At 75.8% G+C, this 25573-nt stretch carries 26 protein-coding genes; 23 read left to right on the forward strand and 3 right to left on the reverse strand.

What is annotated here, in order from left to right; genetic code table 11:
* The first annotated feature begins 22 nt into the window (after nucleotides 1–22).
* The 4 genes from ACIQUQ_RS03670 (at nucleotide 23) to ACIQUQ_RS03685 (ending at nucleotide 4572) form a co-directional block, all read left to right on the forward strand.
* Nucleotides 23–478, forward strand: coding sequence for a hypothetical protein (locus ACIQUQ_RS03670; RefSeq protein WP_403970914.1), 456 nt, complete (start codon nucleotides 23–25; stop codon nucleotides 476–478).
* Between the two features lie 955 nt (nucleotides 479–1433).
* Nucleotides 1434–2597 carry a PLP-dependent cysteine synthase family protein gene (locus ACIQUQ_RS03675; RefSeq protein WP_403970916.1) on the forward strand — a complete coding sequence of 388 codons (1164 nt, stop codon included), beginning with the start codon at nucleotides 1434–1436 and terminating at the stop codon, nucleotides 2595–2597.
* Entirely contained in the window at nucleotides 2594–3919 is a 1326-nt protein-coding gene (locus ACIQUQ_RS03680) for an MFS transporter (RefSeq protein WP_403970918.1), read from the forward strand. Before ACIQUQ_RS03675 ends, ACIQUQ_RS03680 begins: the two co-directional genes overlap by 4 nt.
* Nucleotides 3916–4572, forward strand: a complete 657-nt coding sequence (locus tag ACIQUQ_RS03685; protein ID WP_403970920.1) for an RBBP9/YdeN family alpha/beta hydrolase — start codon at nucleotides 3916–3918, stop codon at nucleotides 4570–4572. The genes ACIQUQ_RS03680 and ACIQUQ_RS03685 overlap by 4 nt, the downstream gene beginning before the upstream one ends.
* Before the next feature lie 48 nt (nucleotides 4573–4620).
* Here the strand turns inward: ACIQUQ_RS03685 and ACIQUQ_RS03690 are convergent, their stop codons facing one another.
* The gene (locus tag ACIQUQ_RS03690; protein ID WP_403970922.1) at nucleotides 4621–5850 is read right to left on the reverse strand and encodes a PucR family transcriptional regulator; all 1230 of its coding nucleotides are present in this window, start codon (nucleotides 5848–5850) and stop codon (nucleotides 4621–4623) included.
* Nucleotides 5851–6005: 155 nt separating this feature from the next.
* Here ACIQUQ_RS03690 and ACIQUQ_RS03695 point away from each other — a divergent pair, with 155 nt between their 5' ends.
* Nucleotides 6006–6560 carry a TetR/AcrR family transcriptional regulator gene (locus tag ACIQUQ_RS03695; protein WP_403970924.1) on the forward strand — a complete coding sequence of 185 codons (555 nt, stop codon included), beginning with the start codon at nucleotides 6006–6008 and terminating at the stop codon, nucleotides 6558–6560.
* Between the two features lie 404 nt (nucleotides 6561–6964).
* Complete coding sequence (locus tag ACIQUQ_RS03700) at nucleotides 6965–7213, forward strand: helix-turn-helix domain-containing protein (RefSeq protein ID WP_403970926.1); 249 nt, start codon at nucleotides 6965–6967, stop codon at nucleotides 7211–7213.
* Nucleotides 7214–7329: 116 nt separating this feature from the next.
* Here ACIQUQ_RS03700 and ACIQUQ_RS03705 read toward each other — a convergent pair whose 3' ends face one another.
* The gene (locus tag ACIQUQ_RS03705; RefSeq protein ID WP_403970928.1) at nucleotides 7330–10134 is read right to left on the reverse strand and encodes a Helicase associated domain protein; all 2805 of its coding nucleotides are present in this window, start codon (nucleotides 10132–10134) and stop codon (nucleotides 7330–7332) included.
* A gap of 101 nt (nucleotides 10135–10235) precedes the next feature.
* Here ACIQUQ_RS03705 and ACIQUQ_RS03710 point away from each other — a divergent pair, with 101 nt between their 5' ends.
* The 15 genes from ACIQUQ_RS03710 to ACIQUQ_RS03780 all read left to right on the forward strand — a co-directional run bounded on the left by ACIQUQ_RS03710 (nucleotide 10236) and on the right by ACIQUQ_RS03780 (nucleotide 21957).
* Complete coding sequence (locus tag ACIQUQ_RS03710) at nucleotides 10236–10796, forward strand: dihydrofolate reductase family protein (RefSeq protein WP_403970930.1); 561 nt, start codon at nucleotides 10236–10238, stop codon at nucleotides 10794–10796.
* Between the two features lie 120 nt (nucleotides 10797–10916).
* On the forward strand, nucleotides 10917–11411 hold the full coding sequence (locus ACIQUQ_RS03715; protein ID WP_399942481.1) for a DUF1772 domain-containing protein: 495 nt from the start codon (nucleotides 10917–10919) through the stop codon (nucleotides 11409–11411).
* 87 nt (nucleotides 11412–11498) lie between these two features.
* Nucleotides 11499–12395: a DMT family transporter gene (locus ACIQUQ_RS03720; protein WP_403970932.1), complete on the forward strand. Its 897-nt coding sequence runs from the start codon at nucleotides 11499–11501 to the stop codon at nucleotides 12393–12395.
* A 23-nt stretch (nucleotides 12396–12418) separates the two neighbouring features.
* A complete protein-coding gene (locus tag ACIQUQ_RS03725) occupies nucleotides 12419–12775 on the forward strand; it encodes a hypothetical protein (protein ID WP_403970934.1) in 357 nt (118 codons plus the stop codon).
* Nucleotides 12776–12818: 43 nt separating this feature from the next.
* Nucleotides 12819–13319, forward strand: a complete 501-nt coding sequence (locus tag ACIQUQ_RS03730; protein ID WP_403970936.1) for a GNAT family N-acetyltransferase — start codon at nucleotides 12819–12821, stop codon at nucleotides 13317–13319.
* A 535-nt stretch (nucleotides 13320–13854) separates the two neighbouring features.
* Nucleotides 13855–14886 carry a DUF6153 family protein gene (locus ACIQUQ_RS03735; RefSeq protein ID WP_403970938.1) on the forward strand — a complete coding sequence of 344 codons (1032 nt, stop codon included), beginning with the start codon at nucleotides 13855–13857 and terminating at the stop codon, nucleotides 14884–14886.
* Between the two features lie 125 nt (nucleotides 14887–15011).
* Nucleotides 15012–15653: a DUF305 domain-containing protein gene (locus ACIQUQ_RS03740; RefSeq protein WP_403970940.1), complete on the forward strand. Its 642-nt coding sequence runs from the start codon at nucleotides 15012–15014 to the stop codon at nucleotides 15651–15653.
* A gap of 127 nt (nucleotides 15654–15780) precedes the next feature.
* Nucleotides 15781–16347, forward strand: a complete 567-nt coding sequence (locus ACIQUQ_RS03745; RefSeq protein WP_403970942.1) for a DJ-1/PfpI family protein — start codon at nucleotides 15781–15783, stop codon at nucleotides 16345–16347.
* 70 nt (nucleotides 16348–16417) lie between these two features.
* A complete protein-coding gene (locus ACIQUQ_RS03750; RefSeq protein WP_403970944.1) occupies nucleotides 16418–16924 on the forward strand; it encodes a GNAT family N-acetyltransferase in 507 nt (168 codons plus the stop codon).
* A gap of 164 nt (nucleotides 16925–17088) precedes the next feature.
* Nucleotides 17089–17475 (forward strand): VOC family protein, encoded by a 387-nt coding sequence (locus ACIQUQ_RS03755; protein ID WP_403970946.1) that lies wholly within the window; start codon nucleotides 17089–17091, stop codon nucleotides 17473–17475.
* Nucleotides 17476–17524: 49 nt separating this feature from the next.
* A complete protein-coding gene (locus ACIQUQ_RS03760) occupies nucleotides 17525–17929 on the forward strand; it encodes a hypothetical protein (RefSeq protein WP_403970948.1) in 405 nt (134 codons plus the stop codon).
* An 85-nt stretch (nucleotides 17930–18014) separates the two neighbouring features.
* A complete protein-coding gene (locus ACIQUQ_RS03765) occupies nucleotides 18015–19448 on the forward strand; it encodes a serine hydrolase domain-containing protein (RefSeq protein WP_403970950.1) in 1434 nt (477 codons plus the stop codon).
* Between the two features lie 94 nt (nucleotides 19449–19542).
* A complete protein-coding gene (locus ACIQUQ_RS03770; protein ID WP_403970952.1) occupies nucleotides 19543–20547 on the forward strand; it encodes an RNA polymerase sigma-70 factor in 1005 nt (334 codons plus the stop codon).
* Nucleotides 20548–20622: 75 nt separating this feature from the next.
* Nucleotides 20623–21285, forward strand: a complete 663-nt coding sequence (locus ACIQUQ_RS03775) for a dienelactone hydrolase family protein (protein WP_403970954.1) — start codon at nucleotides 20623–20625, stop codon at nucleotides 21283–21285.
* Nucleotides 21286–21297: 12 nt separating this feature from the next.
* Nucleotides 21298–21957: a phosphoribosyltransferase gene (locus tag ACIQUQ_RS03780; protein ID WP_399942514.1), complete on the forward strand. Its 660-nt coding sequence runs from the start codon at nucleotides 21298–21300 to the stop codon at nucleotides 21955–21957.
* A 17-nt stretch (nucleotides 21958–21974) separates the two neighbouring features.
* On the opposite strand, the gene ACIQUQ_RS03785 is transcribed toward ACIQUQ_RS03780, so the two are convergent.
* A complete protein-coding gene (locus ACIQUQ_RS03785; protein ID WP_403970956.1) occupies nucleotides 21975–23552 on the reverse strand; it encodes an MFS transporter in 1578 nt (525 codons plus the stop codon).
* Between the two features lie 153 nt (nucleotides 23553–23705).
* On the opposite strand from ACIQUQ_RS03785, the gene ACIQUQ_RS03790 reads away from it, so the two are divergent.
* Both ACIQUQ_RS03790 and ACIQUQ_RS03795 read left to right on the forward strand, forming a co-directional pair.
* Nucleotides 23706–24509, forward strand: coding sequence for a beta-glucanase (locus ACIQUQ_RS03790; protein WP_403970958.1), 804 nt, complete (start codon nucleotides 23706–23708; stop codon nucleotides 24507–24509).
* A 94-nt stretch (nucleotides 24510–24603) separates the two neighbouring features.
* Complete coding sequence (locus ACIQUQ_RS03795; RefSeq protein WP_403970960.1) at nucleotides 24604–25542, forward strand: aldo/keto reductase; 939 nt, start codon at nucleotides 24604–24606, stop codon at nucleotides 25540–25542.
* The last annotated feature ends 31 nt before the right edge of the window (nucleotides 25543–25573 follow it).

Genomic DNA, 25573 nt, shown 5'->3' on the forward strand with positions numbered 1-25573 from the left:
CAGCCGGGGTTAGGATCACCGCATGGTCACGCCCCGGTCGCAGGCCGGCACGCCCCGGAACCGCCGCCTCGCGGCCCCGTGGTACGTCCTGCTGGCCCTGTGCGGACTGCTCCTCACCCATGCGGGCCCGGAATCCACCGCCGCCCACATGTCCCTGACACCGGCGTCGTCGGCCGCGGCGGCCGGCGGACACCAGGCGGCATCCCCGGGCGGGGCTCCGACGGGCGGACACGCCGCCCACCACGACCGGCCCGGCGGCCCGGGTCACGGCGACGGTCACCCGCACGCGTCCTGCGCGCTCGGGCAGCCCCAGCCGGCCCCCGGTCCCGGCCTGCCCCCGCTGTCCGTCCTGCCCTCCGAATGCCGGGGCGGCGCCACCGTGCCCGCAGCGGCGCCCCGTTCCCTCGTGCCCGCGGCGATCGGCGGCTTCGTGGTCCCGATACCGCACGCGGCGCAGTCCGCGGTCCTGCGTCAGTAGGCCCGCCCCATGGAGGGGCCGCCCGCCGCACCCCGATGTGCGGCCGGCGCCGGCAACACCCGGGTCACCACCTGCCACCGCCCCCGGGGCCGTGCCCGTCCGAGCCGGCCGGCCGCCGTCTTCGCGCCACGCCCTGCCGGGCAGGCGGTTCCGGCCGTACGGGCCGCCAGGCAGCCGCAGCACGGGCCGCCCGGACCCCGGCGAGCCCGTCGGGCTGCCGGCGCCGCACACCGGCGGCGGCGACGGCGGCCAGGGAACCCGGCGGTACCGGTCGCGTGGCCCTCGGCCACCGGGCTGCCGGGGCGCCGTCCGCCCGAGCCACGGGAGGTCCGGCCTCCGGACGGTCCGGCCGCGGTCGTGCGGTGGCCGGCGGGTCCGCGCCCGTTGCGTACGGGCGGCCACGGCGGCGGCTGCGCCCGTGGTCGGCCGGACGGCCGGTCACCGGGTGTCGCCGGTACGGGTCACGCCGTGCCGGCAGCCCCCGGCGGCCACGGCGGCCGTTCGCCGTGTGGCCGACGGCCACCGGGCCGTCAGGCGCCGCCCGCGCAGGCCGTCAGGCGCCGCCCGCGCGAGCCGTGCGCGGTGCGGTCACCGGACAGCACCGCACCGGGCGTCCGGTCGTGTGGCCGGCGGTCACCGGTCGGCCGGCGTCCTGCGCACCCGTCACGGCAGGCCGCGTTCCTGTCGGTCGCCCCCGGCCCCGGGGCCGCGGGCGACTGCGCCGGCGGGCCGCAGCGGCGGCACCGGGCGCACGGGACACCGGCAGCGGCAGCCGCTGCGGCCGCAGCCGGGCCGGCGCCCGCCGGCGACAGGACCCGCAGCGGGCGCGGCAGCACGCCGTACCCGGCACGGGCGCGGCAGCACGCCCTGCCCGCCCCCGGCCCGCACCCGGACCACGCCCCTCCCTCAGAGCACAGCGCACGCGTACCCGCCCACCGAACCGAGAGCGAACACGATGCACTCTCTGACCCCGACCCACCTCTACGGCCAGGGCCACACCCCCGCCACCGGCCTCGCGGGGCTCGTCGGCAACACGCCCGTCCTCCGTGTCTCCCGGCCCTTCAGCCCCGCCGACCGCGGCTTCTGGGCCAAACTCGAAGGCTTCAACCCCGGCGGCATCAAGGACCGCCCCGCCCTCCACATGGTCGAACGCGCCCGCGCCCGCGGCGACCTGCGCCCCGGCCGCACCGTGGTCGAGTCCACCAGCGGCACCCTCGGCCTCGGCCTGGCGCTCGCCGGACTCGTCCACGGCCACCCCGTCACCCTGGTCACCGACCCCGGCCTCGAACCCGCCATGGTCCGCCTGCTCACCGCACACGGCGCCACCGTCGACACCGTCGCCGAGCCCCACCCCGCCGGAGGCTGGCAGCAGGCCCGCCGCGACCGGGTCGCCGAACTCCTCGCGGCCACCCCCGGCTCCTGGTGCCCCGACCAGTACGGCAACCCCGACAACGCCGCCGCCTACGCCCCGCTCGCCCTCGAACTCGCGGCCCAGCTGGGCCACATCGACGTCCTGGTGTGCAGCGTCGGCACCGGCGGCCACTCCGCCGGCATCTCCCGCGTACTCCGCCAGCTCCACCCGGGCCTCCGGCTGGTCGGCGTCGACACCGTCGGCTCCACCATCTTCGGCCAGCCGGCCCGCCCCCGCCTGATGCGCGGCCTCGGCTCCAGCATCCACCCGCGCAACGTCGCGTACGGGCACTTCGACGAGGTGCACTGGGTCGCCCCGCCCGAAGCCGTCTGGGCCTGCCGACGGCTGGCCTCCTCCCACTACGCCACCGGCGGCTGGAGCGTCGGCGCCGTCGCGCTGGTCGCCGGCTGGCTCGCCCGCACCCTGCCCCGTAGCACCCGCATCGCGGCCGTCTTCCCCGACGGCCCGCAGCGCTACCTGGACACCGTGTACGACGACACGTACTGCGCCGCACACGGACTGCTCGGCACCACCCCCGCCGACGACCCCGACGAACTCGCCCGGCCCGACGAACGCGAGGTCACCCGCTGGACCCGGTGCGCCCGGGTCGTCGACCCCCTCCCCCCCGGCACGGCCACCACCCCGGCGACGGTCGCCACCCCGGCGACGGCCACCACCCCCGGCACCGCCACGGGAGCCACCCGGTGAACAAGACACTCGCCCAGGTCCGCGCCTACCCGCCCAGCGTCCGCCTGCTCCTCGTCAACCAGCTGAGCATCAATCTCGGCTTCTACATGCTGATGCCGTACCTGGCCCAGCACCTCTCCACCGGCCTCGGCCTGGCCGGCTGGGTCGTCGGACTGGTCCTCGGCTTCCGCAACTTCACCCAGCAGGGCATGTACGTCGTCGGGGGCGCCCTCGCCGACCGCTTCGGCTACAAGCCCCTCATCGTCGCCGGCTGCCTGCTGCGCACCGCCGGTTTCGGGATGCTCGGCCTGGTCGACTCGGTGCCGGCGCTCATCGTCGCCACCGCCCTCACCGGCTTCGCCGGCGCGCTCTTCGCCCCCGCCGTGCGCGCGTACCTCGCCCTGGAGGCGGGGGAGGAGCGCCGGGTGGAGGCGTTCGCCCTGTTCAGCGTCTTCTACCAGGCGGGGATCCTGCTCGGCCCGCTGCTCGGCCTCGCCCTCACCGCCGTCAGCTTCCGCCTCACCTGCCTGACCGCGGCCGCCGTCTTCGCCCTGCTGAGCCTGGTGCAACTGCGGGCCCTGCCGCCCCGGTACGGCGACCGGCCCGGTCAGGAGCCGCGCCGCGGGACGCTGACGGAGTGGCGCGCCATCCTGGCCAACCGGAAGTTCCTGCTCTTCGCCGCCGTGATGACCGGCTCGTACGTCATGACCTTCCAGGTCTACCTGGCCCTGCCGCTGGAGGCCCGCCGGGTGGGCGGTGACGGGCCCGCCGGCACGGTCGCCGTCAGCCTGCTGTTCGCCGTGTCCGGCCTCGCGACCGTCCTGTGCCAGCGGAAGGTCACCGCCTGGTGCAAGGCGCACCTCGACCCGGCCCGGGCCGTGGTGCGGGGCGTGCTGGTGATGAGCGGGGCGTTCCTGCCGATGCTCGCGGCCTCCGCGGTGCCCGTGCCGGAACCCGGTCCCTGGCGGTGGGTGCTTGCCGCGGTGCCCCCGACGCTCTCAGCCCTCCTGCTCGCGGCCGGTCAGATGATCGCCTTCCCCTTCGAGATGGACGCCGTCGTCCGGCTCTCCCGCGAGCGGCTGGTGGCCACGCACTACGGCCTGTACAACACCATCTGCGGCATTGGGATCACCGCCGGCAACCTGCTCACGGGCGTCGCGCTCGACGCCGCCCGCGCGGCCGGCCTGGCCGCCCTGCCGTGGCTGGTGCTGGTCCTGACGGGGGCGTCCTGCGCACTGGCCCTGCGGCTGAAAGCCACTGGCGTGCTGGGCGGTGCGGAGGCGACAATCACGGCCGACGGCAGATCCTCGACGGCGCGGATCCTCCAGCGACGACGAGGATGAGGACGACGGACGTGGCCCACACCGCACACGGCACCCCCGAGGGCGGCCGTTCCGTCCTGCTGCTGCACGGCTGGCAGAACCGCCGGCCCGAGGGACACTGGCAGCGCGTGCTGGCCGACGGGCTGACCGCCCGTGGCCACCAGGTCCGCCACCCCCAGCTGCCCGACCCCGACGAGCCGCGGCTGGACGCCTGGCTCGCCACCCTGGACCGCGAACTGGCGGCCCTCGACGGCACCGAGCGGACCGTCGTCTGCCACAGCCTGGGCGTGCTGCTGTGGCTGCACGCGGCGGCCCGGGGCGTGGTGTCCCGGCCGGTGGACCGGGTGCTGCTGGTGGCCCCGCCGTCCGCCTCGCTGCTGGCGGAGCACCCCGAGATCGCGGGCTTCGCCCCGCCGGAGCTGGGTCCGGGGCTGCCGGCCGCGGCGGCCCGGTCCACCCGGCTGGTCTGCGGCGACGTGGACCCGTACTGCCCGGAGGGCGCGGTGGCCGAGTACGCGGAGCCGCTCGGCATCCCGGCCGTCGTGCTGCCGGGAGCGGGGCACATCAGCATGACGGAGGGGTACGGGTCCTGGCCGGCGGTGCTGGCCTGGTGCCTGGACCCGTCCGCACCCCTCACGGCCCGCCCGGGGGAGGGCGATGCGGGTGCGATGTGACAGGTGACGCGGGTGGGTGACGTGTGACATGTGACAGGGGGCCGGGCGTCAGGCCCGGTCCCCTCCCCGCAACCCGCTCCCGCTCCCGCCCTCTCCCGCCTCCGGGCCGCCGCCGGTGCCGCGCAGGGTCACCGCCGCATGGGCCAGGGCCAGTTCGACCACCTGCGCAGGATCCGCCAGGGAACGGCCCGTCAGGGTCTCCAGCCTGCGCAGCCGGTTGGAGACCGTGTTGCGGTGGCAGAACAGCCGCCGCGCCGCCTCCGCCGCCGAGCCCCCGGCGGCCAGCCAGGCGCCCAGCGTCGACAGCAGCACCCGCCCGTCCTCCGGTGCCAGGGCCAGCACCGGCCCCAGCACCACGGCCCGCAGCCGGTCCGCGAGTTCGCCCTGCGCGGCCACCAGCGCGGCGGGCAGCCGCTCGTCCAGCACCGCGGTCTCCGGCACGCCCGCCCCCGCGGTGGTGCGCAGCGCCAGCTCGGCCAGCCAGCGCGCCCGCGCGAGTTCCCCGGCCGAGCCGACCACGGGGCTCACCCCGGCCCGTACCCCGAGCGGCGCCAGCAACTCCCGTACCGCTGCCGGCCCGTACGCGCCCAGCTCGACCAGTCCCACCTCCCGGTCGGCCCGCAGCCGCCACAGCACCCGAGGCCCGGCCGCCCCCGCCTCCGGCACCGGCCGCCCCGGGCCCGTACCGTCCGTGGCCAGCACCACCACCGCGAACCGCCCGCGCTCCGGCAGGCCCAGCCCCGCCGCGGCCTCGGAGACCAGTCCGGTGGCGGTGCCCGTGCCGTCGAGCAGGGCGTCCAGCAGCGCGTGGCGCCGTTCCTGGTCCCGCGCCGCGCGGTCGGCCTCGATCAGCCGGTACGAGGCGGTGACCGCGTCCGTCATCCGCTCCAGCACGTCCCACAGGATCGCCGCGGCCGGCAGCAGCCGCGGCAGCGCCGCCGGGTCGTGCGCGGCCACCGTCTCGGTGAGGGCACCCCACAGCATCCGGCCGCCCCGCCGGTAACTGTTGAGCAACGAGGCCAGCGGCAGCCCCTGCCGGGCCCGGAGGGTGCCGGTGGCCGCCGCGTCGGACACCACCGGCGGCAGCCCGCGCGCCACCAGCTCCATGCCCTCCAGGGCCTGGCGGAGGTTGCGGTGGATCCGCTCGAACAGCTCCTCGTGGTCCAGCAGCGCGGCGTACGCGGGGTCCTCGGCGAGCAGCCGGGCGGCGAGCTCGTCGGCGGTCCTGGCCACCCGGCCCGCCAGTTCACCGCGTATCTCCTCGATGATCCTTTCCATCCGCGCAGCGTGTCACGGCCGGCGGGGGAGCGGGAGGGGCGGGGCGGCGCCCGGGGAGCGCATGGGTTACCGTGTCGGCTGATCACTGCACATGCAGTGCTACGGGCCGCCCGGCCCGGCACCGCCCCGCTCGCCCGACCCCGCCGTGAGGAACCATGCGCCAGAACCCGGCCCGCCGTGCCGCGCTGCTCGACGGAGCCATCGAGGTCCTCGCCCGGGAGGGCTCGCGCGGCCTGACCCTGCGCGCCGTGGACGCCGAGGCGGGCGTACCGGTCGGCACCGCGTCCAACTACTTCGCCAACCGCGCCCAGCTGCTGGGCCAGGTGCTGGTCCGCACGCACGAACGACTCCTCCCCGAGGAGGCCGACCTCCAGGGCCCGCTCGACACCGGGGTGCTGCTCCGTCAGCTCCTCGCCCGCATGCGGCGCGAGCGGAGCGTGCACATCGCCATGCTCGAACTGCGTCTGGAGGCCACCCGGCGTCCCGAACTCGGGACCGAACTCACCCGGTTCCTCGGCGCCCAGCTCCAGGGCAACATCGGCTTCCACCTGGACTCCGGACTGCCCGGCGACCGGATCGGCGTCGTCCTGCTCTACCTGGCCATGCTCGGCCTGATCGTGGACGACCTCACCGCCCCCGACATCCTCGCCGAGTTCCCCTCGGAGCAGCTGATCGACACCATGGTGGCCCGGCTGCTCACGGTGGACTGAGTCCGCGCCGCCCAGGGCACCCCGACCGCGCCCGTGGCCGGTCCCGCAGGCCGGGACCGGCCTCGCGCATGGGGGGACCTGTCAAAAACGTGTCCGATTCCACGCCGGGTGCCCTTTCCGGCCATGGTCAACAGACCGTGAAGCCATGGCCATGAATGGACACGGTGTGTATCGGTCGTGTATCAGACCGTCACTTTGGGCGACGGGGTTCGGGTTTCGGACGGTTCTGACGCGGCATGATCCCCGCCAAGACGGCTGGGCTTCCGGAGGATCGGGTGCCCGATGATCGTAGGGTCCTATTTACGGCGGGTCGGCCGCCATATGACCCGCCTTGACCGCACAGAGACGCATGTGGTGCCCGGAGGACCCCGGGTCCGCTTCGCACACGATCTGGGGGAGCACACATGGACACCGCCCACACCCCGAAGGACGGCACCCTCATCGGTTCCGTCCAGCGCGCCCTGCGCCTCGTCGAGGCCATGCACACCGAGGGGTCAGCCACCGCCAAACGCCTGTCCCGGATGACCGGCATCCCGCTCCCGACCACCTACCACCTGCTGCGCACCCTCTCCCACGAGGGCTACGTGCACCGCGAGGACGGCGCCTTCCGGCTGGCGGACGACGTCCCCCTCCGGATGCGCATGGCCTCCTGACCCCCGGCACGCAGGGCTCCCTGACCCCCGGCACGCACGGCTCCCAGAGCCCTGGCGGGCACGGTTCCCGGAGCCCCGGCAGGCACGGCCACTCGGGCCCGGCCACGCGGCCGCTGTCAGCCGCGGCGCACCGGCGTCCCGGCCGGCTCCCCGGCCCACCGCATGCCGAGGGACTCCAGCTGGGCCACCCGCTCCGGCGTCAGCCGCGCCGCACGGCTCCGGGCGTTCGCCACCCACGCCCCCAGCCGGTACGGGACCCCGGCGACGGTCTCCACATGGCCCCGCGGGACGTTCAGGTGCCGCTCACGGTGGTGGAACTGCCGGGCGGCGGCGAGGTTCGCGGCCCACTTCAGGGCCTGCGGCGTCCGCTCACGGGGCCGCTCCTCCGGCCGCAGGGGCCCGGCCCCCAGCACGTGCTCCAGCATCCACCGCTGCGCCATCGACAGCCGCTCCCAGGCCAGCCGCTGCGACCGCAGCCAGGCGCCCAGGTCCTCGCCCTGGACCACCAGCGCGCCCGGTTCCGCCGGGAGTTCACCGCCCGCCTCCACGTGCAGCCGGGCCAGCCGGAAGCACCGCTGCCACGCCACCGACCACGCCGGGCACCAGGCCGGGTCGATCTCCTCCAGCGCCTCGACGCGCTCCTCCGGCAGCGCCCCGGGGGACCCGGGCGCCCGGCGCGCCGCCGCCCTGTTGTTCTTGAGCCACACGCCGAGGGGGTGGCCCTGCCAGGTGGCGTCCGCCGGTGCGAGGAGGTGCCCGTGCTCGGCCGCCCAGCCCCGCGCGGCCGATAGGCCCTCCTCGAAGGCCACGTCGAAGTGCGACCACACCATGCCCAGCGCGTCGAGCCGGGCGGCCCGGTCCGCGGACAGCGCCCCCTTCTTACGGGCCCGCCGGGCGTCGGCGATCCACTGGCCCAACGGGAACCCGGCCAGCGGGGCGGGCCACGCGGAAGCGTCGTACACCGAGGCCGCGTCGGCATCCTCGGCCCTCGGGGTCGCGCCGGTCGCCGAGGCCGCTTCGGCCACGCCGGCCAGGCCGGTCACACCGGCCACTGCGCCCGCCCCGGCCACCGCGCTCGCCCCGGCCACCCCGGCCACCCCGGTCACCGCGGCCGCGCCGCTCCCTTCCCCGGGCACACCCCGACCCTCCGCGCCGACCGGTGCGACACCGGCCGCACCCGTCGCCCCCGCCCGCTCCCGGACCCCCCGCTCCTGAACGCCCCGCTCCTCAACCCGCCCCGGCACCCGGAAGCCGAACGGCACCCGCAGGTCGCCGGCCAGCCGGGCGTACCACCCGGCCGCCTCCATCCCGCGCGTCCAGTGCGAACGCTCCGGGCTCAGGACGCGCAGGCTGATGAACGCGGCCAGCGCCGCCGGATCCCGCGGGGTCGAAAACCTCAGCAGCTCCCGCGCCGGACCGCTCACCCCACCGCGGCCGCCCTCGCCCGCCCCGCGCCCGGTCGGCTGGTACGCCCCCGGCGCCTGGGGCTGCGCCAGTCCCTCCACCACCCGCGCGTCATGGGCCCGCAGCGCCTCCAGCAGCCGCGCGAGGTCCCCGTACGCCTTCGAGGTCAGCATCGTGTCCGGGGTTTCACCGGGACCCAGCAGCACCGGCACGACCAGCGAGGCGACCTTGCCCTCGCCCGGCCGGATCCGCAGCGCCCGGCCCACCGCCTGGACCAGGTCCGGCATCGAGCCGCGCAGGTCCGCCCAGAACACCGAGTCGCACGCCCGCGTGTCGACGCCCTCGCCGAGGACGCGCACGGAACTGAGGAAGGCGTTCCCCGCACCCGAGAACTCGCGCAGCACCCGCTGCCGGTGCAGCGGCCTGTGCTCGCCGCACAGCCAGTCCGCCCACACCTCCCGCGGGTACGACGGCCCGGCGGCCGCCCGACGGCCGGCCGCAGCCCGCCCGCCGCGCCCCTTCCGTCCGCCGCGCGCCTCCTCGCCGCCGCCCGCGGCGCGCAGCCGTCCCGCGACCCGGGGGAGCCCGGCGGCGAACGCCTCCGCCTCCTTGGTCAGGTGGTGGAAGACCAGCGTCCGGCTCAGTCCCTCCTCCGCGGCGGCCTTCACCGCCGCCGTCTGCAGCGCGGCGAGCCGCGCCCCGCGCACCGCGTCCGACCGCGCGTCCGCCCCCAGCAGCAACGCCGCCTGGAACGCCGGATCGGTGACGTCCACGCACACCACCTGGTACGGGGCCACGATCCCGCGGTCGATCGCCTCCGAGAGCGTCAGCCGGTGGCACACCGCGCCGAACGGCCCCTCGGGGTCGTCGGCCATCGACGCGACCAACTCGCCCCGGTGCGGTGGCCCTTCCGGAGGCGTCTCCCCAGCGCCGCCCTCGTCCTCCCCGGCCTGCCACAGCCGCGGGGTCGCCGTCATGTACAGCCGGCGCGCGGCCGGGACGCGCGCGTTGTCGTGCACCACGGCCCAGGCCTTGCCGATCCGCCCCGACGTACGGTGCGCCTCGTCGACCACGACCAGGTCCCACGCCGGCAGCCCGGCCCGGTGGGCGCGCTCGATCGTGCCCAGCCCCAGCGACGCGTACGTGGCGAACACGGTGGCCTTCTCGTGCCGCACCGCCCAGGCGGCCAGTTCCTCGGCGGAGGTGGTGTTCCGGAACCCCACCTCCCGCTCGCGCAGCGACGACACGCCGAGCACCGGACCGCGCCGCCCCGCCTCGCGCCACGCCGCGGCCGTCTGCGTCAGCAGGTCGAGCGAGGGCACGAGCACCAGGGTGCGGCGCGCCCGGAGTTCCTCCGCGGCACGCGCGGCCACCAGGGTCTTGCCGGAACCGGTGGCCATCACCACCTGGGTGCGCAGCCCCCGCGCGGGCAGCCGGGCGCCGGGCCCGGGCTCCAGGGCCCGCAGCACCGCGTCGACGGCCTCCCGCTGGTGCGGCCGCAGGTCCTTCCTCGGCATCCGACCCCGCCTCCCTCGCCCGGACCTTCCCATTCTCACCCGGGTGCCACGGGTATCGTGTGCGGCCACGGCAGCGGCGGGGGGATTCCCGGGAGGTCCCCATGCGGAAGATCATCATGATGATGTCGGTATCGCTCGACGGCTACTTCGAGGGCCCGAACCGCGAGATCGACTGGCACCGCGTCGACGAGGAGCTGCACGGCTACTTCAACCAACGGCTGCGCGGCATGGGCGGATTCCTCAGCGGACGCGTCACGTACGAGCTGATGGCCGACTTCTGGCCGGCCGCCGACGCCGATCCGGACGCACCCGCGACGGTCGCGGAATTCGCCGGCATCTGGCGGGACATGCCCAAGACGGTGTACTCGCGGACGCTGGAACGGGCCGACTGGAACACCACCGTGAGGCGGGACGTGGTGCCCGCCGAGGTGGCGGAGCTCAAGGCCCGGGCGGACGGCGACCTGGTCCTCGGCGGAGCGGACGTGGCCGCCACCTTCTCCCGGCTCGGGCTGATCGACGCGTACGACATCTACGTCCACCCCGTGCTGATCGGCCGCGGCCGGTCGCCGTTCCCCGACACGGACACGCTCACCGCGCTGCGGCTGGTGGACACCCAGACCTTCGGCAACGGCGTGGTGCGCCTGTCGTACACCCGGGCCTGACCGGCCGGGGCAGGGGACGGCCTCCCGGAGGGCCGGGCCTTCCCGGGGAGAGCGCCTCGCGTACGGATCCGAGTGTCTGAACCATTTCTTCCGCGTGTCCCGCCCGATGTCATGGACCCCATGGACAACAGGTTCTCGTTCTCGCTGGTACTCGCCTCGGCCCTGGCGTCGGGCGTCGTCGCCGGAGTCTTCTACGCCTTCTCCACCGGCGTGATGCGCGCCCTCGGCGCCCTGCCGCCGAACCAGGGGATCGCCGCGATGCAGTCGGTCAACGTCGCGGTCATCAACCCCTGGTTCCTCGGCGCCTTCATGGGCGCCGCCGGGCTCTCGGTCGCTTCCGGGATCTACGCCGTCACGCACTGGAAGGCCGCCGGTTCCGGCTGGCTCCTCGCGGGCGCTCTCGTCTACCTGATCGGCTCGTTCGTCTGGACCGTCGCCTTCCACATCCCGCGCAACGACGCCCTCGCCCTGCTCGACCCCGACGCCCCCGCCAGCGCGGCGGCCTGGCGGGACTACCTGAGCGTCTGGACCGCGGGAAACCACGTCCGCACCCTGGCCTCCCTGGCCTCCTCCGCGTTCTTCATCGTCGCGCTCACGTCCGGCCGGCGCGGGTAGGCGGGGGAGCGCCCGTGTGGTGCACGGTCACATGTCACTGCGGAGTGTCACATGTGACCGTGCCCGCGGGCCGTCTACCGTGACCGGGTGCTGCGTGGCGGAGACCGGGTGGCGCTCGCCGCGTTCGCCGGGTGCTGCCTGCTGGGCGGCGGGAACGCGGTCGGCGTGCGCTTCAGCAATCGTGAGCTCGACCCCCTCTGGGGCGCGGCTCTGCGTTTCGGTGCCGCCGCCCTGGTCCTCGTCGCCGCGATGGCGGTGATGCGGCTGGGGTTCCCGCGCGGGCGGGCCCTCGCAGGGGCGGCGCTGTTCGGCGCGCTGAACTTCGGGGTCACCTTCGCCCTCGCCTACTACGCCCTCGTCCACATCCACGCCGGCCTGGGCCAGACCATCCTCGCCCTGGTGCCGCTCGTGACGCTGCTGCTCGCCGTGGTGCAGCGGCAGGAACGCTTCCGGGTGGCGGCCGGCGTCGGCACCGTCCTGGCCGCCGTCGGGGTGGCGGTGATCTCCCGGGCGCCGCTCCAGGCGTCCGTACCGGTGCTCTCCCTGCTCGCCGTCTTCGGGTCCGTGCTGTCGTTCGCCGAGGCGGCGGTGCTCGTCAACCGGGTGCCCCGGGTGCACCCCGTGACCATGAACGCCGTGGGCATGTCGGCGGGCGCGCTGCTGCTGTTCGCCGGCTCGCTGGCCGCGGACGAGAACTGGGTGCTGCCCGAGCGGGCCGCGACCTGGTGGGCCATCGCCTACATGGTGCTGGCGGGCTCCGTGCTGACCTTCGTCTGCTACCTGATCGTGATCGACCACTGGGGCCCGTCCCGCGCCGCGTACGTGTTCGTCGTCATCCCGCCCGTCACGATCCTGGCCTCCGCCTGGCTGGACGACGAGCCGCTGAGCGCCTCCCTGCTCCTCGGCACCCCGCTGATCCTCCTGGGCGTCTACCTGGGCGCCCTGCGCGGCGGGGAACGGGGGGAGCGGGCCGAGGAGGGGTGACCCGCCGGCCGTTCCCCGGGCGGGTGTCGGTCGTTGACACCGGTATGGACGTGCTGGCGAGACGGACCGGTGCCGGGACCGGGGAATGGGCCGGAGTGCTGGCCGAGGCGGCGTGCCACCTGCACGACGCGGTGGGTGCGGCGGCGTGGGGCGGCGAAGCGGCCGAGGACGCCATCGAGGCCGTCGAGACCACCGCCCTCGCGCTGGGCTCCGCGCACCCCGACGCCGAGGCGGTGCTGGCCCCGCTCCACGCGGCGCTCGGCGAACTCCGCCGCCGCCTGGGCCTGCGGACGCCGGAACTCCTCTCCGGCACCGAAGCCCTCCCGGCCCCCCGCCGCAGCGTCAGCAACCCCCGCCGCTCGCGCCTGGGCGCCCGCTGACCGTCGTGGCGGTCGACCGGACGCGCCGTGCGATGCTCACGCCATGACGGATCAACGCGAGGTTTCCATCGTCCGCTGGCCGGACCGGGCACCTTCGGGCCAGGACGGTCCGGCGGAGCTGCTGGCGGCCTACCACCTGCAGACGCAGGCGGAGAAGGGCGAGACCGTCGCCGGCGTGGACGGCCTGCCGGACCGCTACCGGGCGGAGATCGCGGATCCGCGGGCCGCGTTCGCCGACGACGTGGTGCTGCTGGCGCTGACCGGGGACACCGCCGTGGGCTGCCTGGTCGTCACCGCCTCCGCCGACGGGCGGGCCGAGGTCAAGAGGCTCTGGACGGACCCGGCCTTCCGGGGACGGGGCGTCGCGGCGGGCCTGGTCGGCGCCGCGCTGGAGCACGCCGCGGAAAGCGGCGTCAGCGCGGTGCGGCTGTCGGTCTGGCAGTGGCGGACGGGCGCGATCGCCCTGTACGAGCGGCTCGGATTCACCGTCACCGAGTCGTGGGACGAGCGGGACCGGCTCGTCTGCATGGAACGCGCGGTGTGAGGGTGGCGGCCGTGCGCTGACGGCCACGGGGAGGGCAGCCGTCTCCTGACCAGCGCCGGCTCCGCGCCAGCGCCGGCTCCGCGCCGGCCCCGGTTCCGGACTGGCCCCCCGGCCCCGGGCTGGCCCCGGCCCCGGCTCCGCGCACGCCCCGGCCCCGGCTTCGGGCTGGCCCCGGTTCCGGACTGGCCCCCCGGCCCCGGCTTCGGGTTGGCCCCGGCCTCGGCTCCGCGCTGCCTCCGCGCCGGCCCCGGCTTCGGGTTGGCCCCGGCCCCGGCCTCGGCTCCGCGCCCCTTCCCGGGCGCCGCGCCACCGGCTCCGGCCGGCGGCACCGGGCACGGCCGCCCGTATGGCGCCCACCGGCCGCCGGGTGCTGCCCCAGTGCCGGAGCCGGGGGCTGTCCGGCACGCTCGGACCCCCTGCGGCGACGTCCGCACGCGTCGTGCGTCCGGGCCGGGGCGGAGGTCCCGGCGGGGCGACGTGACGTACGGCGGTGCCGGTCACGCGGCGATCCGGGAGGCCGCCTACGATGGCCGACGTGATCATCGCGCCGAGCCGCCCGACCAGGACCCCCGTTGGGTCCCGCGTCGTGCTGCTCGTGCTGGCGGTGCTCGCCGGGGTCTTCGCGATGCACGCCCTGCCGCAGGTGCCGGTCCGGGCGCACGCCCACCCCGCCACCGCTGCGGCCACTGTCCATGCTCCCGTCGCCACCGGTTCCGGTGGCGCGGGCCGGTCGTTCGGCGCGGTGCCCCCGTGCGGTCACGTCACCGGAGTCACGGGTGCGGAGGCCGGCAGAGCCGCTTCCTCAGTCCCCGGCGGCCCGCTCGCGGGAGGGCAGGAGCGCACCGGCGATCTCGTCGGCGCCGTTCCTGCGGCGACGCACGGGGAAGCCGCCCACGTCGCCGCGGGCACATCGGTCCGGCCCCCGGGACCGTCCGATGTGTCCGTCACCACGTCTCACGGGGAGGCCGCTCCCGCCGCCCCAGGTGTTCCCCGGCGTGCGGTCGCCTTCGCGGTCCGGGCCCTCCTGCCGACCGCCACCTCGTATGCCGAGGCCGGGCACGGGCCGGCGGTCGGGGCCCCGGGCCCGCCCGTCGTGCCTGCCGCCGCCTCGTACGGGAAGTCCGCCCACGCTGCCGCGGGTGTCGCAGGGAGTGCGGTGCGGGCCCAGGCCCAGGGCCCGTCCGGCGGCGGCGTATCCGCTGCCGCGGCGGACCACGCGGACAACGGCGCGGCGGTCCGGTCTTCCGGGCACGGGGTGGCTGCGACGGACGGCGACCGTGCCGTACCGGCCGCCGCCGCGCCGCGCGGCCACCGGGCCGACGCAACTCGTGGGGGCGAGGCGTGTGCCCGGGCCGGGCACGGGCACGGCGGGAGCCACATGGCGCACGCCGACGCCACCTGTGCGGCGGCCGGGACCAGCCACGGCCCCGCGCTGCCGGCACTCGTGCCCGTACGCCTCGCGCCCACCGGCGCCGGACCCGGCGGCGGGCCCCTCGGCGGGGCGTGCGCCGACCGCGGCGGACGGGCCCCGCCCTCCCTCAGCGAACTACAGCTCCTGCGCATATAGGCGTCCCCGCGGCGCGCCCGGCACCCCGAACCCCGGCGTCGGCGCCCGCTCCGACGCCCATCACCCACGCGCGGGGCCGCCCCGGCACGCCCGGGCCCGCGCACACGCACAGGAGCCGTACCACCATGACCAGCAACCGTTCCACCGTCCGCCGCACCGCCCTGGCCGCCGCCACCACCGCGGCCGCCCTGCTCCTCGCCGCCTGCGGCAGCGACGGCTCCACCGCCGGGGGCCACACGGGCCACGGCAGCACCACCCCCTCCGCCTCCGCCCCGGCCGCTCCGGCGGCCACCGGGCAGCACAACGACGCCGACGCCGTCTTCGCGGCCGGCATGATCCCGCACCACCGCCAGGCCGTCGTGATGGCGGAACTCGCCGGGACGCGCGCCGCCTCCCCGGAGGTCAAGACCCTCGCCGGAGAGATCAAGAAGGCCCAGGACCCGGAGATCGCCACCATGACCGGCTGGCTGCGGGCCTGGGGCGAGCCGGTGCCGCAGGAGGGCGCCGCCATGGAGCACGCCGGCCACGGCATGGCCGGGATGATGACCCCCGGGGAGATGGCGAACCTGGAGAAGTCCTCCGGCGCCGCCTTCGACAAGGCCTTCCTGGAGCTGATGGTCAAGCACCACGAGGGCGCGGTCGAGATGGCCCGGACGGAGAAGGCCCAGGGCAGGCACCCCGAGGCGAAGAAGCTCGCCGAGGCCGTCATCACCACCCAGTCCGCCGAGATCGCCCGCATGAAGAAGCTGCTCGCCCCCTCCTCCTGACCCACCCTGCCCGGCACGACCCCCGGCGGTCGTGCCGGGCCCAGTCAGAGGCCCTCTTGGCAAAGGTTCCGGGTGGGGGCACCGTGGGGGCGGTCCCTCGTCGTCGCCCCAGCAGCGGGAGCAGCCCATGGCAGCGAAGATCCTCATCGTGACCGGCGACGCGGCGGAGTCGCTCGAGGTCCTCTACCCCTACCAGCGGCTGCTGGAGGAGGGGTACGAGGTCCACATCGCGGCACCGTCGCGCAAGAAGCTCCGCTTCGTCGTGCACGACTTCGAGGACGGCTTCGACACCTACACCGAGAAGCCCGGCTACACCTGGCCCGCCGACCTGGCCTTCGCCGAGGTCGACCCGGCGCAGTACGTCGCGCTCGTGCTGCCCGGCGGCCGCGCACCCGAGTACCTGCGCAACGACCCCGAAGTCCGGCGGATCGTGTCCGCGTTCGCCACCGGCGACAAGCCCGTGGCCCAGATCTGCCACGGCCCGCTGATCAGCGCCGCGAGCGGCGCCCTCGACGGGCGGCGGGTCACCGCGTACCCCGCGCTGGAGCTGGACATGAGCGCGGCGGGCGCCGTCTTCGAGGACGGTGCGGCGATCGTCGACGGCACCCTCGTCTCCTCCCGAGCCTGGCCCGACCACCCGGTCTGGATGCGGGAGTTCCTCACCGTGCTGCGCGGCAAGGCGCCCCTGACCTGACGCCCCGGCGGGCGGCCGCGAGGACCGGAAATCCTTCGCGGCCGTCCCGCCGGCCCGGGACAATGGAGCCATGCGCATCCGAGAGGCCCGGGCCGGCGAACTGCCCCTGCTCCAGGACATCGAGAGGGCGGCGGGACGGTGCTTCCGTGACGTCGGCATGCCCGAGATAGCGGACGACGAGCCGCTGCCGCTCGGCGAACTCGACCGGTACCGGCGGGCCGGGCTGGCCTGGGTGGCCGTCGACGGGCCCGGCGCGCCCGTGGCGTACCTGATCGCCGACCGCGTCGACGGCAACCTGCACGTCGAGCAGGTGTCGGTGCACCCCGACAGCGCACGCCGCGGCATCGGGAGGTCCCTGCTGGAGCACCTGGCCGGGCGGGCGGCGGCGGACGGCGTGCCCGCCCTGACCCTCACGACCTTCGCCGACGTGCCGTGGAACGCCCCCTACTACGCCCGCTGCGGCTTCCGGCCGGTGGACGCCGCCGCGCTCGGCCCCGGGCAGCGGGACGTCCTGGCGCGGGAGGCGGAGCACGGCCTGGACAGGTGGCCGCGCGTCTTCATGCGGCGCGACGTGTGACACGGCACCGGCGCCGAGCCGGCCCGGTGCGTGCGCCGGGGGCGCAAAAGCGCTCGCCCCCGCCGGGGCGAGCGCCTAGGGTCGAAGGACGGCATCGCGTGTCGGTCACCGACCGGGTGAGGCATGGAGGTGCCCGTGAGAATGCCCTACGGAGCACTCCACACATGTCAGTCGAGCTGAACCACACCATCGTCCACGCGCTGGACAACCGCGCGTCCGCCGAGTTCCTCGCCCACGTCCTCGGACTCGAAGTGGGCACCGCCTGGGGGCCGTTCGTACCCGTCGACACCGCGAACGGCGTCACCCTCGACTTCGCCGCCATCCCCGCCGGGTCGATCGTGCCGCAGCACTACGCCTTCCTCGTCTCCGACGACGAGTTCGACGCGGCCTTCGCCCGGATCCGCGAGCGGGAGATCACGTACTACGCCGACCCCTTCCTGAAGCAGCCCGGCGAGATCAACCACCACCACGGTGGCCGCGGCCTGTACTTCAAGGACCCCGCCGGGCACGGGATGGAGATCATCACCCGCCCGTACGGCTTCGAGGGCTAGCGGGCCCGCGGGGACGGCGGCCGCCGCCGTCCCCGCTTACGCTGGAGGCATGGGCAGGACCCCGCGTACGCGCTTCCACCTGGACCAGGACGGACATTCGGTCAGCGTCGTGCTGGGGCGCGCGGGCGGGCACGTCGAGGTGCTGGTCGACGGGAAGGTCGTACGGCAGGGACGGGTGCCCAAGCAGGGCGTGACCGTCCTGCGGGCCGAGCTGCCCGGGCAGCCGCCCCGGCCGGTCGCCGTGACCCTCGGCAACCTGGGCGGCGACTTCCTCTGCGAGCTGGACGTCGAGGGCGACCGCTTCCTGATGCCGCGCGTGCCCCTCGTCGCGCCGGGTGGGGCCCGGCCGACGGGCCGCCCGCACCCGCTGCGCCTGCTGCGGCGCTCGTACCGCAGGGTCCTGCGCCGTATGGTCTCGCACCAGGGCCGCCACCGCCCCCGCCCGGCCGCCTAGACGCCCCCTTCCCCTCTGCCCGTCCACTCCGTACATTGCGCGCGCCGCCGTGCACCGGGTGCGGGGGTGACCACGAGGGGGACGCGTGAGGACCACGGGGACGGTACGGGGGAGCGGCCTGCGGCGGCTGCTGGCGGGCGGAACCGCCGCGCTGGTGCTGGCACTGGGGCTGCCCGGCACGGCGGCGGTGGCACAGACGGAGGCCGGAACGGGCACCGTGACCGGCACGGCCACCGGTACCGCGGCCGCCCACGAGGCGCTGCTCGCGGCGATGCGGGCGGAGGCCGGCACGGCCGCCGGCGGGGACGGCATCCCCGGGATCATCGCCCGCGTGCACCGCGACGGCACCGACTGGACCGGCACGGCCCGCAGCGACACCGGGGTGCCCGACCGGGATCCCGACCGGCCCTACCGGGCCGGGTCCATCACCAAGCTCTTCGTCGCCACCACCACGCTCCAGCTGGTCGGCGAGGGCCGGCTGCGGCTCACCGACGACGTGTTCGGGCTGCTCGGGCCGGTGCTGAAGACCAACGCCACGCAGGGGTGCAACCCCGCCACCTGGACCTGCTTCGACCCGCCCGGCCCCGGGAAGCCGCCCATCACCGTCAAGGACCTGCTGTCCCACTCCAGCGGCGTCTTCAACTACCTGGCCGACCTGAGCTTCCTGGCCACGGCCGGCGCGAGCTTCCCGGGCCTGCCCGACCACTCGGCGCAGCAGCTGGTCGACGAAGGCGCCAACCACGGGCCGCAGTTCGCGCCGGGCACGAGCATGGCGTACGGCAACACCAACCTCATCCTGCTCGGGATGATCATCGAGAAGGTGACCGGACGCCCCTGGGCCGAGGAAGTCGACCGGCGCATCATCCGGCCCCTCGGCCTCGCCCACACCGTGCTCCCCGGCTCGGACCCGGTGCTGCCCGGCCCGCACGACGCGTTCTACACCAACTACCTGCGCCCCCGCGGCGTGTTCGGGCACCTCTCGCGGCCGGCCGCCGACTGGAACCCCTCGATCGGCGGGGCCGCCGGCGCCATCGTCTCCACCACCGGGGACCTGATCACCTTCATCCGGGCCCTCCTCGGAGGTCGCCTGCTGCCCGCCGAGCAGCTCACCGCCATGCGCACGCAGCTCAACCCGAACCGCGTCGGCACCCCGGGCCCGGGCCTGCCGGGCATCCCGTGCGACCCCGCACTCACCTGGCCGGAGTGCATCGTCAACCCGGCGATCAGCACGGTCAGTTCCGGCGACGCGGCCACGCCCGGGCACTGGTACGCCGCCCGGCCCTGGAAGTCCGCACAGGCCGACGTGGGGCTCGGGCTCACGCGCCGGACCCTCACCTGCGCCGACGACAGCACGGTGGTCCTGTACGGGCACAACGGCGCGGCCTTCGGCTCCTTCAGCTACCTGTACGCCACCCAGGACGGCTCGCACGCCATCGCGCTGAACTACAACGGCGACTGGCCCCTGTGGGAGATGTACAGCCTCAACGGCATCCTGGCGGCCGAGTTCTGCCCCCGCTAGTCCCGTCGCGGCGCCGGCGGCCCTGTCACCAGCCGGCGGGCAGGCCCCGCCCCCCGCCCTTGCGGGCGGGGGGCGGGGCTGAGAGGGTGCTGTGGTGATCGACTCTCCTGCCGAAGCCGATGTCCTGGGTCCGTTCGCCGAGCACCGGCGGCTGCTCTTCGCCACCGCCTACCGGATGCTCGGCAGTGTCGCCGACGCCGAGGACGTCCTCCAGGACGCCTGGCTGAAGTGGGCGCAGGACGACCGGAGTTCCGTCGAGAACCCGAAGGCCTACCTGGTCCGTACGGTCACCAACCTCTCCCTCAACCGGCTCACCTCCGCCCGCGCCAAGCGGGAGGCCTACGTCGGCCCCTGGCTGCCGGAGCCGATGCTCACGCAGCCCGACGTGGCGGAGGAGGCGGAGCGGGCCGACTCGGTGTCCACCGCGATGCTGGTGGTCCTGGAGAGCCTGAGCCCGCTCGAACGCGCCGTGTTCGTCCTCAGGGAGGTCTTCGGGTACGCGTACGCGGAGATCGCCACGGTGCTCGACCGCACCGAGGCCACCGTGCGCCAGACCGCCCACCGCGCCCGGTCGCACGTCCAGGCCCGCCGCCACCGCTTCGACACGGACACCCAGCGCCGCCACGAGATCACCGAGCGCTTCCTGGCCGCCTGCGCGGGCGGCGACCTGAAGGCCGTGATGGAGCTGATGGCCCCCGACGTGACCGCCTGGTCCGACGGCGGCGGCATCGTCAGGGCGGCCCTGCGGCCCCTGCACGGACCGGACAAGGTGGCGCGCTGGATCCTCGGCGTGCTGGCCAAGCCGGAGAACGCGGGCGTCGTCGCCCGGCACGAGGTGGTCAACGGCGAGGAGGGCCTGGTCTTCTCGGCCGGTGACCACGTCCTGGGGGTGCTCACCTACGACGTGCTCGACGGCGTGATGCTGAACGTGCGCCTGCAGGCCAACCCCGAGAAGCTGCGCCACTTCAACCCGGCGGCGGAGGAGGGCGGGCCGGACACGGAGCCGGACACGGAGCCGGACACGGAGCCTGCCGCCGGGCCGGACGGCGGGCCGGAAGCCCGGTCGGCCGCCGGGACCGACGGCGGTGACGCCCCGTAACCGAGACCTCGACTGCACCCGCCCGTTTCGGGCGCCCGGGGCCGGGTAGGCGCGGGGTGTTCCGAGGAGAGCGTGGTGGCCGCGCATCGCATCGAACAGGTCGAGGTCCCCGTGGACGGCTCCGCCGTCGACGGCGACCTCGCCGTGCCGTCCGGGGCCCGGCAGGTGGTCGTCTTCGCCCACGGCAGCGGCAGCTCCCGCCACAGCACCCGCAACCAGGCCGTGGCCCGCGACCTGCGCGAGGGCCCGCTGGGCACCCTGCTGCTCGACCTGCTCACCCCGCGTGAGGAGGCCGTGGACACGCTGACGGGCGAGCACCGCTTCGACGTCCCGCTGCTCGGCTCCCGGCTGGTCGCGGCCGTGGACTGGCTGGCCGGCCGCGCGGACACCGCCGGGCTGCCGGTCGGCCTGTTCGGGGCCAGTACGGGCGCCGCAGCGGCCCTGGTCGCCGCGGCGGACCGGCCGGACCGGGTGCGCTGCGTGGTGTCGCGGGGCGGGCGCCCGGACCTGGCCGGGGCCGCACTGGGCCGCGTACGGGCCCCCGTCCTGCTGATCGTGGGAGGCCGGGACACCGAGGTGCTGCGGCTCAACCGGGAGGCCGCCGAGCGGCTCACCGCCCCCTGCGAGCTGACCGTCGTACCCGGCGCCACGCACCTCTTTCCGGAACCGGGGGCACTGGAACAGGTCGCCGAGGCCGCCCGCGCGTGGTTCCTGCGCGCGGTGGACGGCCCGCCGTGAGGAGGAACGACGATGGCCACGCGCTTCACCAACCGACAGCAGGCCGGCCGGCAGCTGGCCGAGAGGGTCGCGGCCGTCGCGGCGGAGCAGCGCTGGAAGCGGCCCCTGGTCCTCGCCCTGCCGCGCGGCGGGGTGCCCGTGGGCGCCGAGGTCGCGGAGGCCCTGCACGCGCCCCTCGACGTCCTGGTGGCCCGCAAGATCGGCGCGCCCGGCCACTCCGAACTCGGCATCGGGGCGATCGTCGACGACGACCCGCCCCTCTTCGACCCCCGCTCCCTGGAGTACCTCGGCCTCACCGAGGACGAGCTGGCCTTCGACGTCGCCCGCGAGCGCATCGAACTGCGCCGCCGCGAGGCCCTGTACCGTGGCATCCGCGTCCCGCCCGAGGTGCGCGGCCGTACGGTCGTCCTGGTCGACGACGGGCTGGCCACCGGGGTCACCGCCCGGGCCGCCCTGCGCCACCTGCGGGGCCGCGATCCCGCACGGCTCGTGCTGGCCGTACCGGTCGCCGCGCCCGAGGCCCTGGTGGCCCTCTCCGCGGAGACGGACGAGGTGATCTGCCTGAGCCGGCCGCAGCCCTTCCACGCCGTCGGCCTCTGGTACGAGGACTTCGAGCAGACCACGGACCGCGAGGTGACCGCCCTGCTGGGCCGCCAGCCGGTGACCCACTGACCCGGGGGCGGGGTGGCCTACGGGCCCTCCGCCGGGGGCTCCAGGGGCGGCGCGGACACCGCGCAGTGGGTGTGGCACTGCGGATGGCAGCCGGCCGGCGCCTGCGACCGCACCGTCGTCCAGGCCAGCACCGCCCCCGCCACCAGCAGCCCGGCACACCAGACCATGGCCGGGCCGAACGCGGCGTCGAACTCGTCCGGGGACCGGTACGCCTCCGGGCCCATCCCGGCGAGCAGGGGCAGGGACGCCACCGCCAGCAGACCGGCCACCCGCGCCGCGGCGTTGTTGATACCGCTGGCCAGCCCCGCCCGGCCGGGATCCACCGACGCCAGCACCGCCGAGGTCAGCGGCGCCACCAGCGCGGCCATGCCGAGCCCGAGCACCAGCATCGCGGGCAGCACGTCACCCCAGTACGACGCGTCGGGCCCCACCCGCAGCATCAGCAGCATGCCCGCCGCACACAGCAGAGGCCCGACGGTGAGCGGGATCCGGGGGCCGATCTTCTGGCCCAGCTCCCCGGAGCGCGCCGACAGCAGCAGCATCACGACCGTGGTCGGCAGCATCGCCGCGCCCGCACCCAGCGCCGAGTACCCGGAGACGACCTGGAGCTGCAGCACGGCCAGGAAGAAGAACCCGCCGAACGCCGCGTAGACGAACAGCGTCACCACGTTCAGGGCCGTGAACTGCCGCGAGGCGAAGACCTCGGGCGGCACCATCGGGTCGGCGCGCCGCCGCTCCACCAGCACGAACGCCACCCCCGCCAGCACGCCCGCGACCCCGGCCGCCACCACCACGGGGCCCGCCGTCCCGGCCTCGATCAGCGCGTACGTCACCAGCGCCAGCGCCAGCGCCCCGAGCACCGCGCCCAGCACGTCGAACCGGCCGTGCGCCGCCGGGTCCCGCGACTCCGGTACGTGGCGCAGCGCGACCGGCACGCAGAGCGCGGCGAGCGGCACGTTCAGCAGGAACACCCAGCGCCAGCCCGGCCCGTCCACCAGCCAGCCGCCGAGGAACGGGCCGACGGCCGCACCGATGCCGCCGAAGCCCGACCACAGGCCCACCGCCCGCGCCCGGTCGTCCGGGTGCAGGGAGGCCTGGATCAGGGCCAGCGAGCCCGGGGTCAACAGGGCGCCGCCGATCCCCTGGAGGGCCCGGGCGGCGATCAGCACCGGGGCGTTGGGCGCCAGACCGCACAGCAGCGAGCCCGCGGCGAACCAGGCCACCCCGAGGACGAACACGCGGCGCCGGCCGAACCGGTCGCCGAGCGCCCCGCCGACCAGGATCAGCCCGGCGAGCGTGAGCAGGTAGGCGTTGACCGTCCACTGGAGCGCGGCCATGTCGGTGCCCAGGTCGGCGCCGATGCGGGGCAGCGCCACGTTGACCACGGTCGAGTCGAGCAGCGCCATGGTCGAGCCGAGGACGGTGACGAGCAGGACCCGGCGGCCCCGGGGGCTGGCGAGCCGTACGCCGCCGTCGCCTTCGCCGGGGGAGCCGCGGCCGGGACCCCCGCCTCCGCCGGAACCGTCCGCCGGGCCGGCGCCGGGGGTGCCGCCCCGGGAGTCGCCGGGGCCCGTGTGCCGCTCCGCGTCTGCCATGCCTCCAGAGTGGTGACCGTTCCGCCGTGGGGCCAGCGGGCATCGCCAGGGGTAACGAACTGATTACTCTCCGCGATGAACCGGCATATGCCGCATGCAGGTGGGGCACGGTCAGGGCGACCCCTGCCCGACCGCACCCGAGGAGTGGTCACCATGCCCCCCACCGCCGGACTCCCCGCCGACCTCCCCGACTGGCTGGACCGCCTGCTGCGCCGCCGCAGGGGCCCCCGCCCCGAACCCCCCGCGCCCGGTCCCGGGCCGCAGGTCCCCGGCCCGACGCCCGCCCCGCCACCCGGTCCCGGGCCCTCCACCACCCCCGCCTTCACCGCCGACTTCAGCTCGACCTCCCAATGGGTCGCCGGCCGCTCCTGGGCGTATCCGGACGGCGGGCCCACCAACCACCGCGACAACAAGCTCGACCACCTCACCGCCGACCCCGCCTACAGCCGCACCGGGCTGTTCCGCGCCACGCGCCGCCCGGACGGCGACTGGGACGCGGGCCTGCTCACCACCGAGGGCAGCGACGAGGGGTTCATGCTGCGCACCGGGGACGTGCTGGAGACCCGGGTGCGGCTGCCGCGCGAACTCGGCGCCTGGCCCGCGATCTGGACCTGGCGCGACGGCGGGCAGGAGATCGACGTCTTCGAGTACCACCCCGACAACCCCGACCTGCTGGAGCTGACCAACCACGTGAAGGGCGCCCAGTCCTACCACCGGGACCCGGCCATCGCGCCGGGCGCCTGGGTGGACCTGGCGGTGGAGTTCGGCTCCCGGTCGGTGGTCTGGTGGGTCAACGGCCGCCGGGTGTTCGCCGACCGGGCCGGGGTGGGCCGCCGCTGGCACGCGTACCTGATCGTGAACCTGTCGGTCTGCGCGGGCCGTTACCACCCGGCGCCGGAGCCGGGCGTCGACGAGATGTCGTACGAGGTGGCGCACCTGCGCGTCCACCGCCGGTGACCGGGGCGGAGCCGCAGGGTCCCGGAGGGGCCGCGTAGGATCGATCGGCCGCGGCCCCTCCGGCCCGTACACCCGAGCGAACGGAGTCCCGTCCATGCGCTACGTCCCCCTCGGCAGCAGCGGTCTGCGGGTCTCCGCCGTCGGCCTCGGCTGCAACAACTTCGGGGGCCGGCTCGACGCCGGGCAGACCCGGGCTGTCGTCGACGCGGCCCTGGACGCCGGCATCACCCTGTTCGACACGGCCGACATCTACGGCAACCGCGGCGGTTCCGAGGAGTTCCTGGGCAAGGCCCTCAAGGGCCGCCGCGACCAGGTGGTGCTCGCCACCAAGTTCGGCTTCGACGGCGTCGACATGGGCTACGGGCCCGCCGCCGGCGGCCGCGGCGGGCGCGGCTACGTCCGCCGTGCCGTCGAGGCCTCGCTGCGCCGCCTGGACACCGACCACATCGACCTGTACCAGTTGCACAGCCCCGACCCCACCACCCCGGTGGCCGAGACCCTCGCCGCCCTGACCGAGCTGGTCGCCGAGGGCAAGGTCCGCTACATCGGGCACTCCAACCTCAGCGGCTGGCAGCTCGCCGAGGCCGAGCACACGGCCCGCGAGCTGGGCACCGCCCACTTCGTCTCGGCCCAGAACCACTGGTCGCTGCTGGCCCGCCACGCCGAGTACGAACTGGTGCCGGCCGCCGTGCACTACGGCGTCGGGGTGCTGCCCTACTTCCCGCTCGCCAACGGGCTGCTGACGGGCAAGGTGCGGCGCGGTGCCGACGTGCCGGCCGGCTCGCGGCTGGCGGGCCGGGACGCGTACGTCGCGGAGCGGCTCGACCGCGTGGAGGCCCTGGCCGCGGTGGCCGGGAAGCACGGCCGGAGCCTGCTGGAGCTGGCCATGGGCTGGCTCGGCGCCCAGCCGGGCTGCGCCTCGGTCATCGCCGGGGCGACCAGCCCCGAGCAGGTGCGGGCCAACGCGGCCACCGCGGACTGGATCCCGGACGCCGGGGTGCTGGCCGAGGCCGACGCCGCGGCACCGCGCTGACGGGGCCCGGGCGGAGACGGCTTCGCCCGGG

Origin of the sequence: Streptomyces sp. NPDC101118, from assembly GCF_044759445.1 — a bacterium.
Taxonomy (GTDB): Bacteria; Actinomycetota; Actinomycetes; order Streptomycetales; family Streptomycetaceae; genus Streptomyces.

Coding starts and splice junctions, on each gene's coding strand:
- ACIQUQ_RS03670 (WP_403970914.1), top strand. CDS start 23: ATGGTCACGCCCCGGTCGCAGGCCGGCACGCCCCGGAACCGCCGCCTC.
- ACIQUQ_RS03675 (WP_403970916.1), top strand. CDS start 1,434: ATGCACTCTCTGACCCCGACCCACCTCTACGGCCAGGGCCACACCCCC.
- ACIQUQ_RS03685 (WP_403970920.1), top strand. CDS start 3,916: ATGAGGACGACGGACGTGGCCCACACCGCACACGGCACCCCCGAGGGC.
- ACIQUQ_RS03690 (WP_403970922.1), bottom strand. CDS start 5,850: ATGGAAAGGATCATCGAGGAGATACGCGGTGAACTGGCGGGCCGGGTG.
- ACIQUQ_RS03695 (WP_403970924.1), top strand. CDS start 6,006: ATGCGCCAGAACCCGGCCCGCCGTGCCGCGCTGCTCGACGGAGCCATC.
- ACIQUQ_RS03700 (WP_403970926.1), top strand. CDS start 6,965: ATGGACACCGCCCACACCCCGAAGGACGGCACCCTCATCGGTTCCGTC.
- ACIQUQ_RS03705 (WP_403970928.1), bottom strand. CDS start 10,134: ATGCCGAGGAAGGACCTGCGGCCGCACCAGCGGGAGGCCGTCGACGCG.
- ACIQUQ_RS03710 (WP_403970930.1), top strand. CDS start 10,236: ATGCGGAAGATCATCATGATGATGTCGGTATCGCTCGACGGCTACTTC.
- ACIQUQ_RS03715 (WP_399942481.1), top strand. CDS start 10,917: ATGGACAACAGGTTCTCGTTCTCGCTGGTACTCGCCTCGGCCCTGGCG.
- ACIQUQ_RS03730 (WP_403970936.1), top strand. CDS start 12,819: ATGACGGATCAACGCGAGGTTTCCATCGTCCGCTGGCCGGACCGGGCA.
- ACIQUQ_RS03740 (WP_403970940.1), top strand. CDS start 15,012: ATGACCAGCAACCGTTCCACCGTCCGCCGCACCGCCCTGGCCGCCGCC.
- ACIQUQ_RS03745 (WP_403970942.1), top strand. CDS start 15,781: ATGGCAGCGAAGATCCTCATCGTGACCGGCGACGCGGCGGAGTCGCTC.
- ACIQUQ_RS03750 (WP_403970944.1), top strand. CDS start 16,418: ATGCGCATCCGAGAGGCCCGGGCCGGCGAACTGCCCCTGCTCCAGGAC.
- ACIQUQ_RS03755 (WP_403970946.1), top strand. CDS start 17,089: ATGTCAGTCGAGCTGAACCACACCATCGTCCACGCGCTGGACAACCGC.
- ACIQUQ_RS03760 (WP_403970948.1), top strand. CDS start 17,525: ATGGGCAGGACCCCGCGTACGCGCTTCCACCTGGACCAGGACGGACAT.
- ACIQUQ_RS03780 (WP_399942514.1), top strand. CDS start 21,298: ATGGCCACGCGCTTCACCAACCGACAGCAGGCCGGCCGGCAGCTGGCC.
- ACIQUQ_RS03785 (WP_403970956.1), bottom strand. CDS start 23,552: ATGGCAGACGCGGAGCGGCACACGGGCCCCGGCGACTCCCGGGGCGGC.
- ACIQUQ_RS03790 (WP_403970958.1), top strand. CDS start 23,706: ATGCCCCCCACCGCCGGACTCCCCGCCGACCTCCCCGACTGGCTGGAC.
- ACIQUQ_RS03795 (WP_403970960.1), top strand. CDS start 24,604: ATGCGCTACGTCCCCCTCGGCAGCAGCGGTCTGCGGGTCTCCGCCGTC.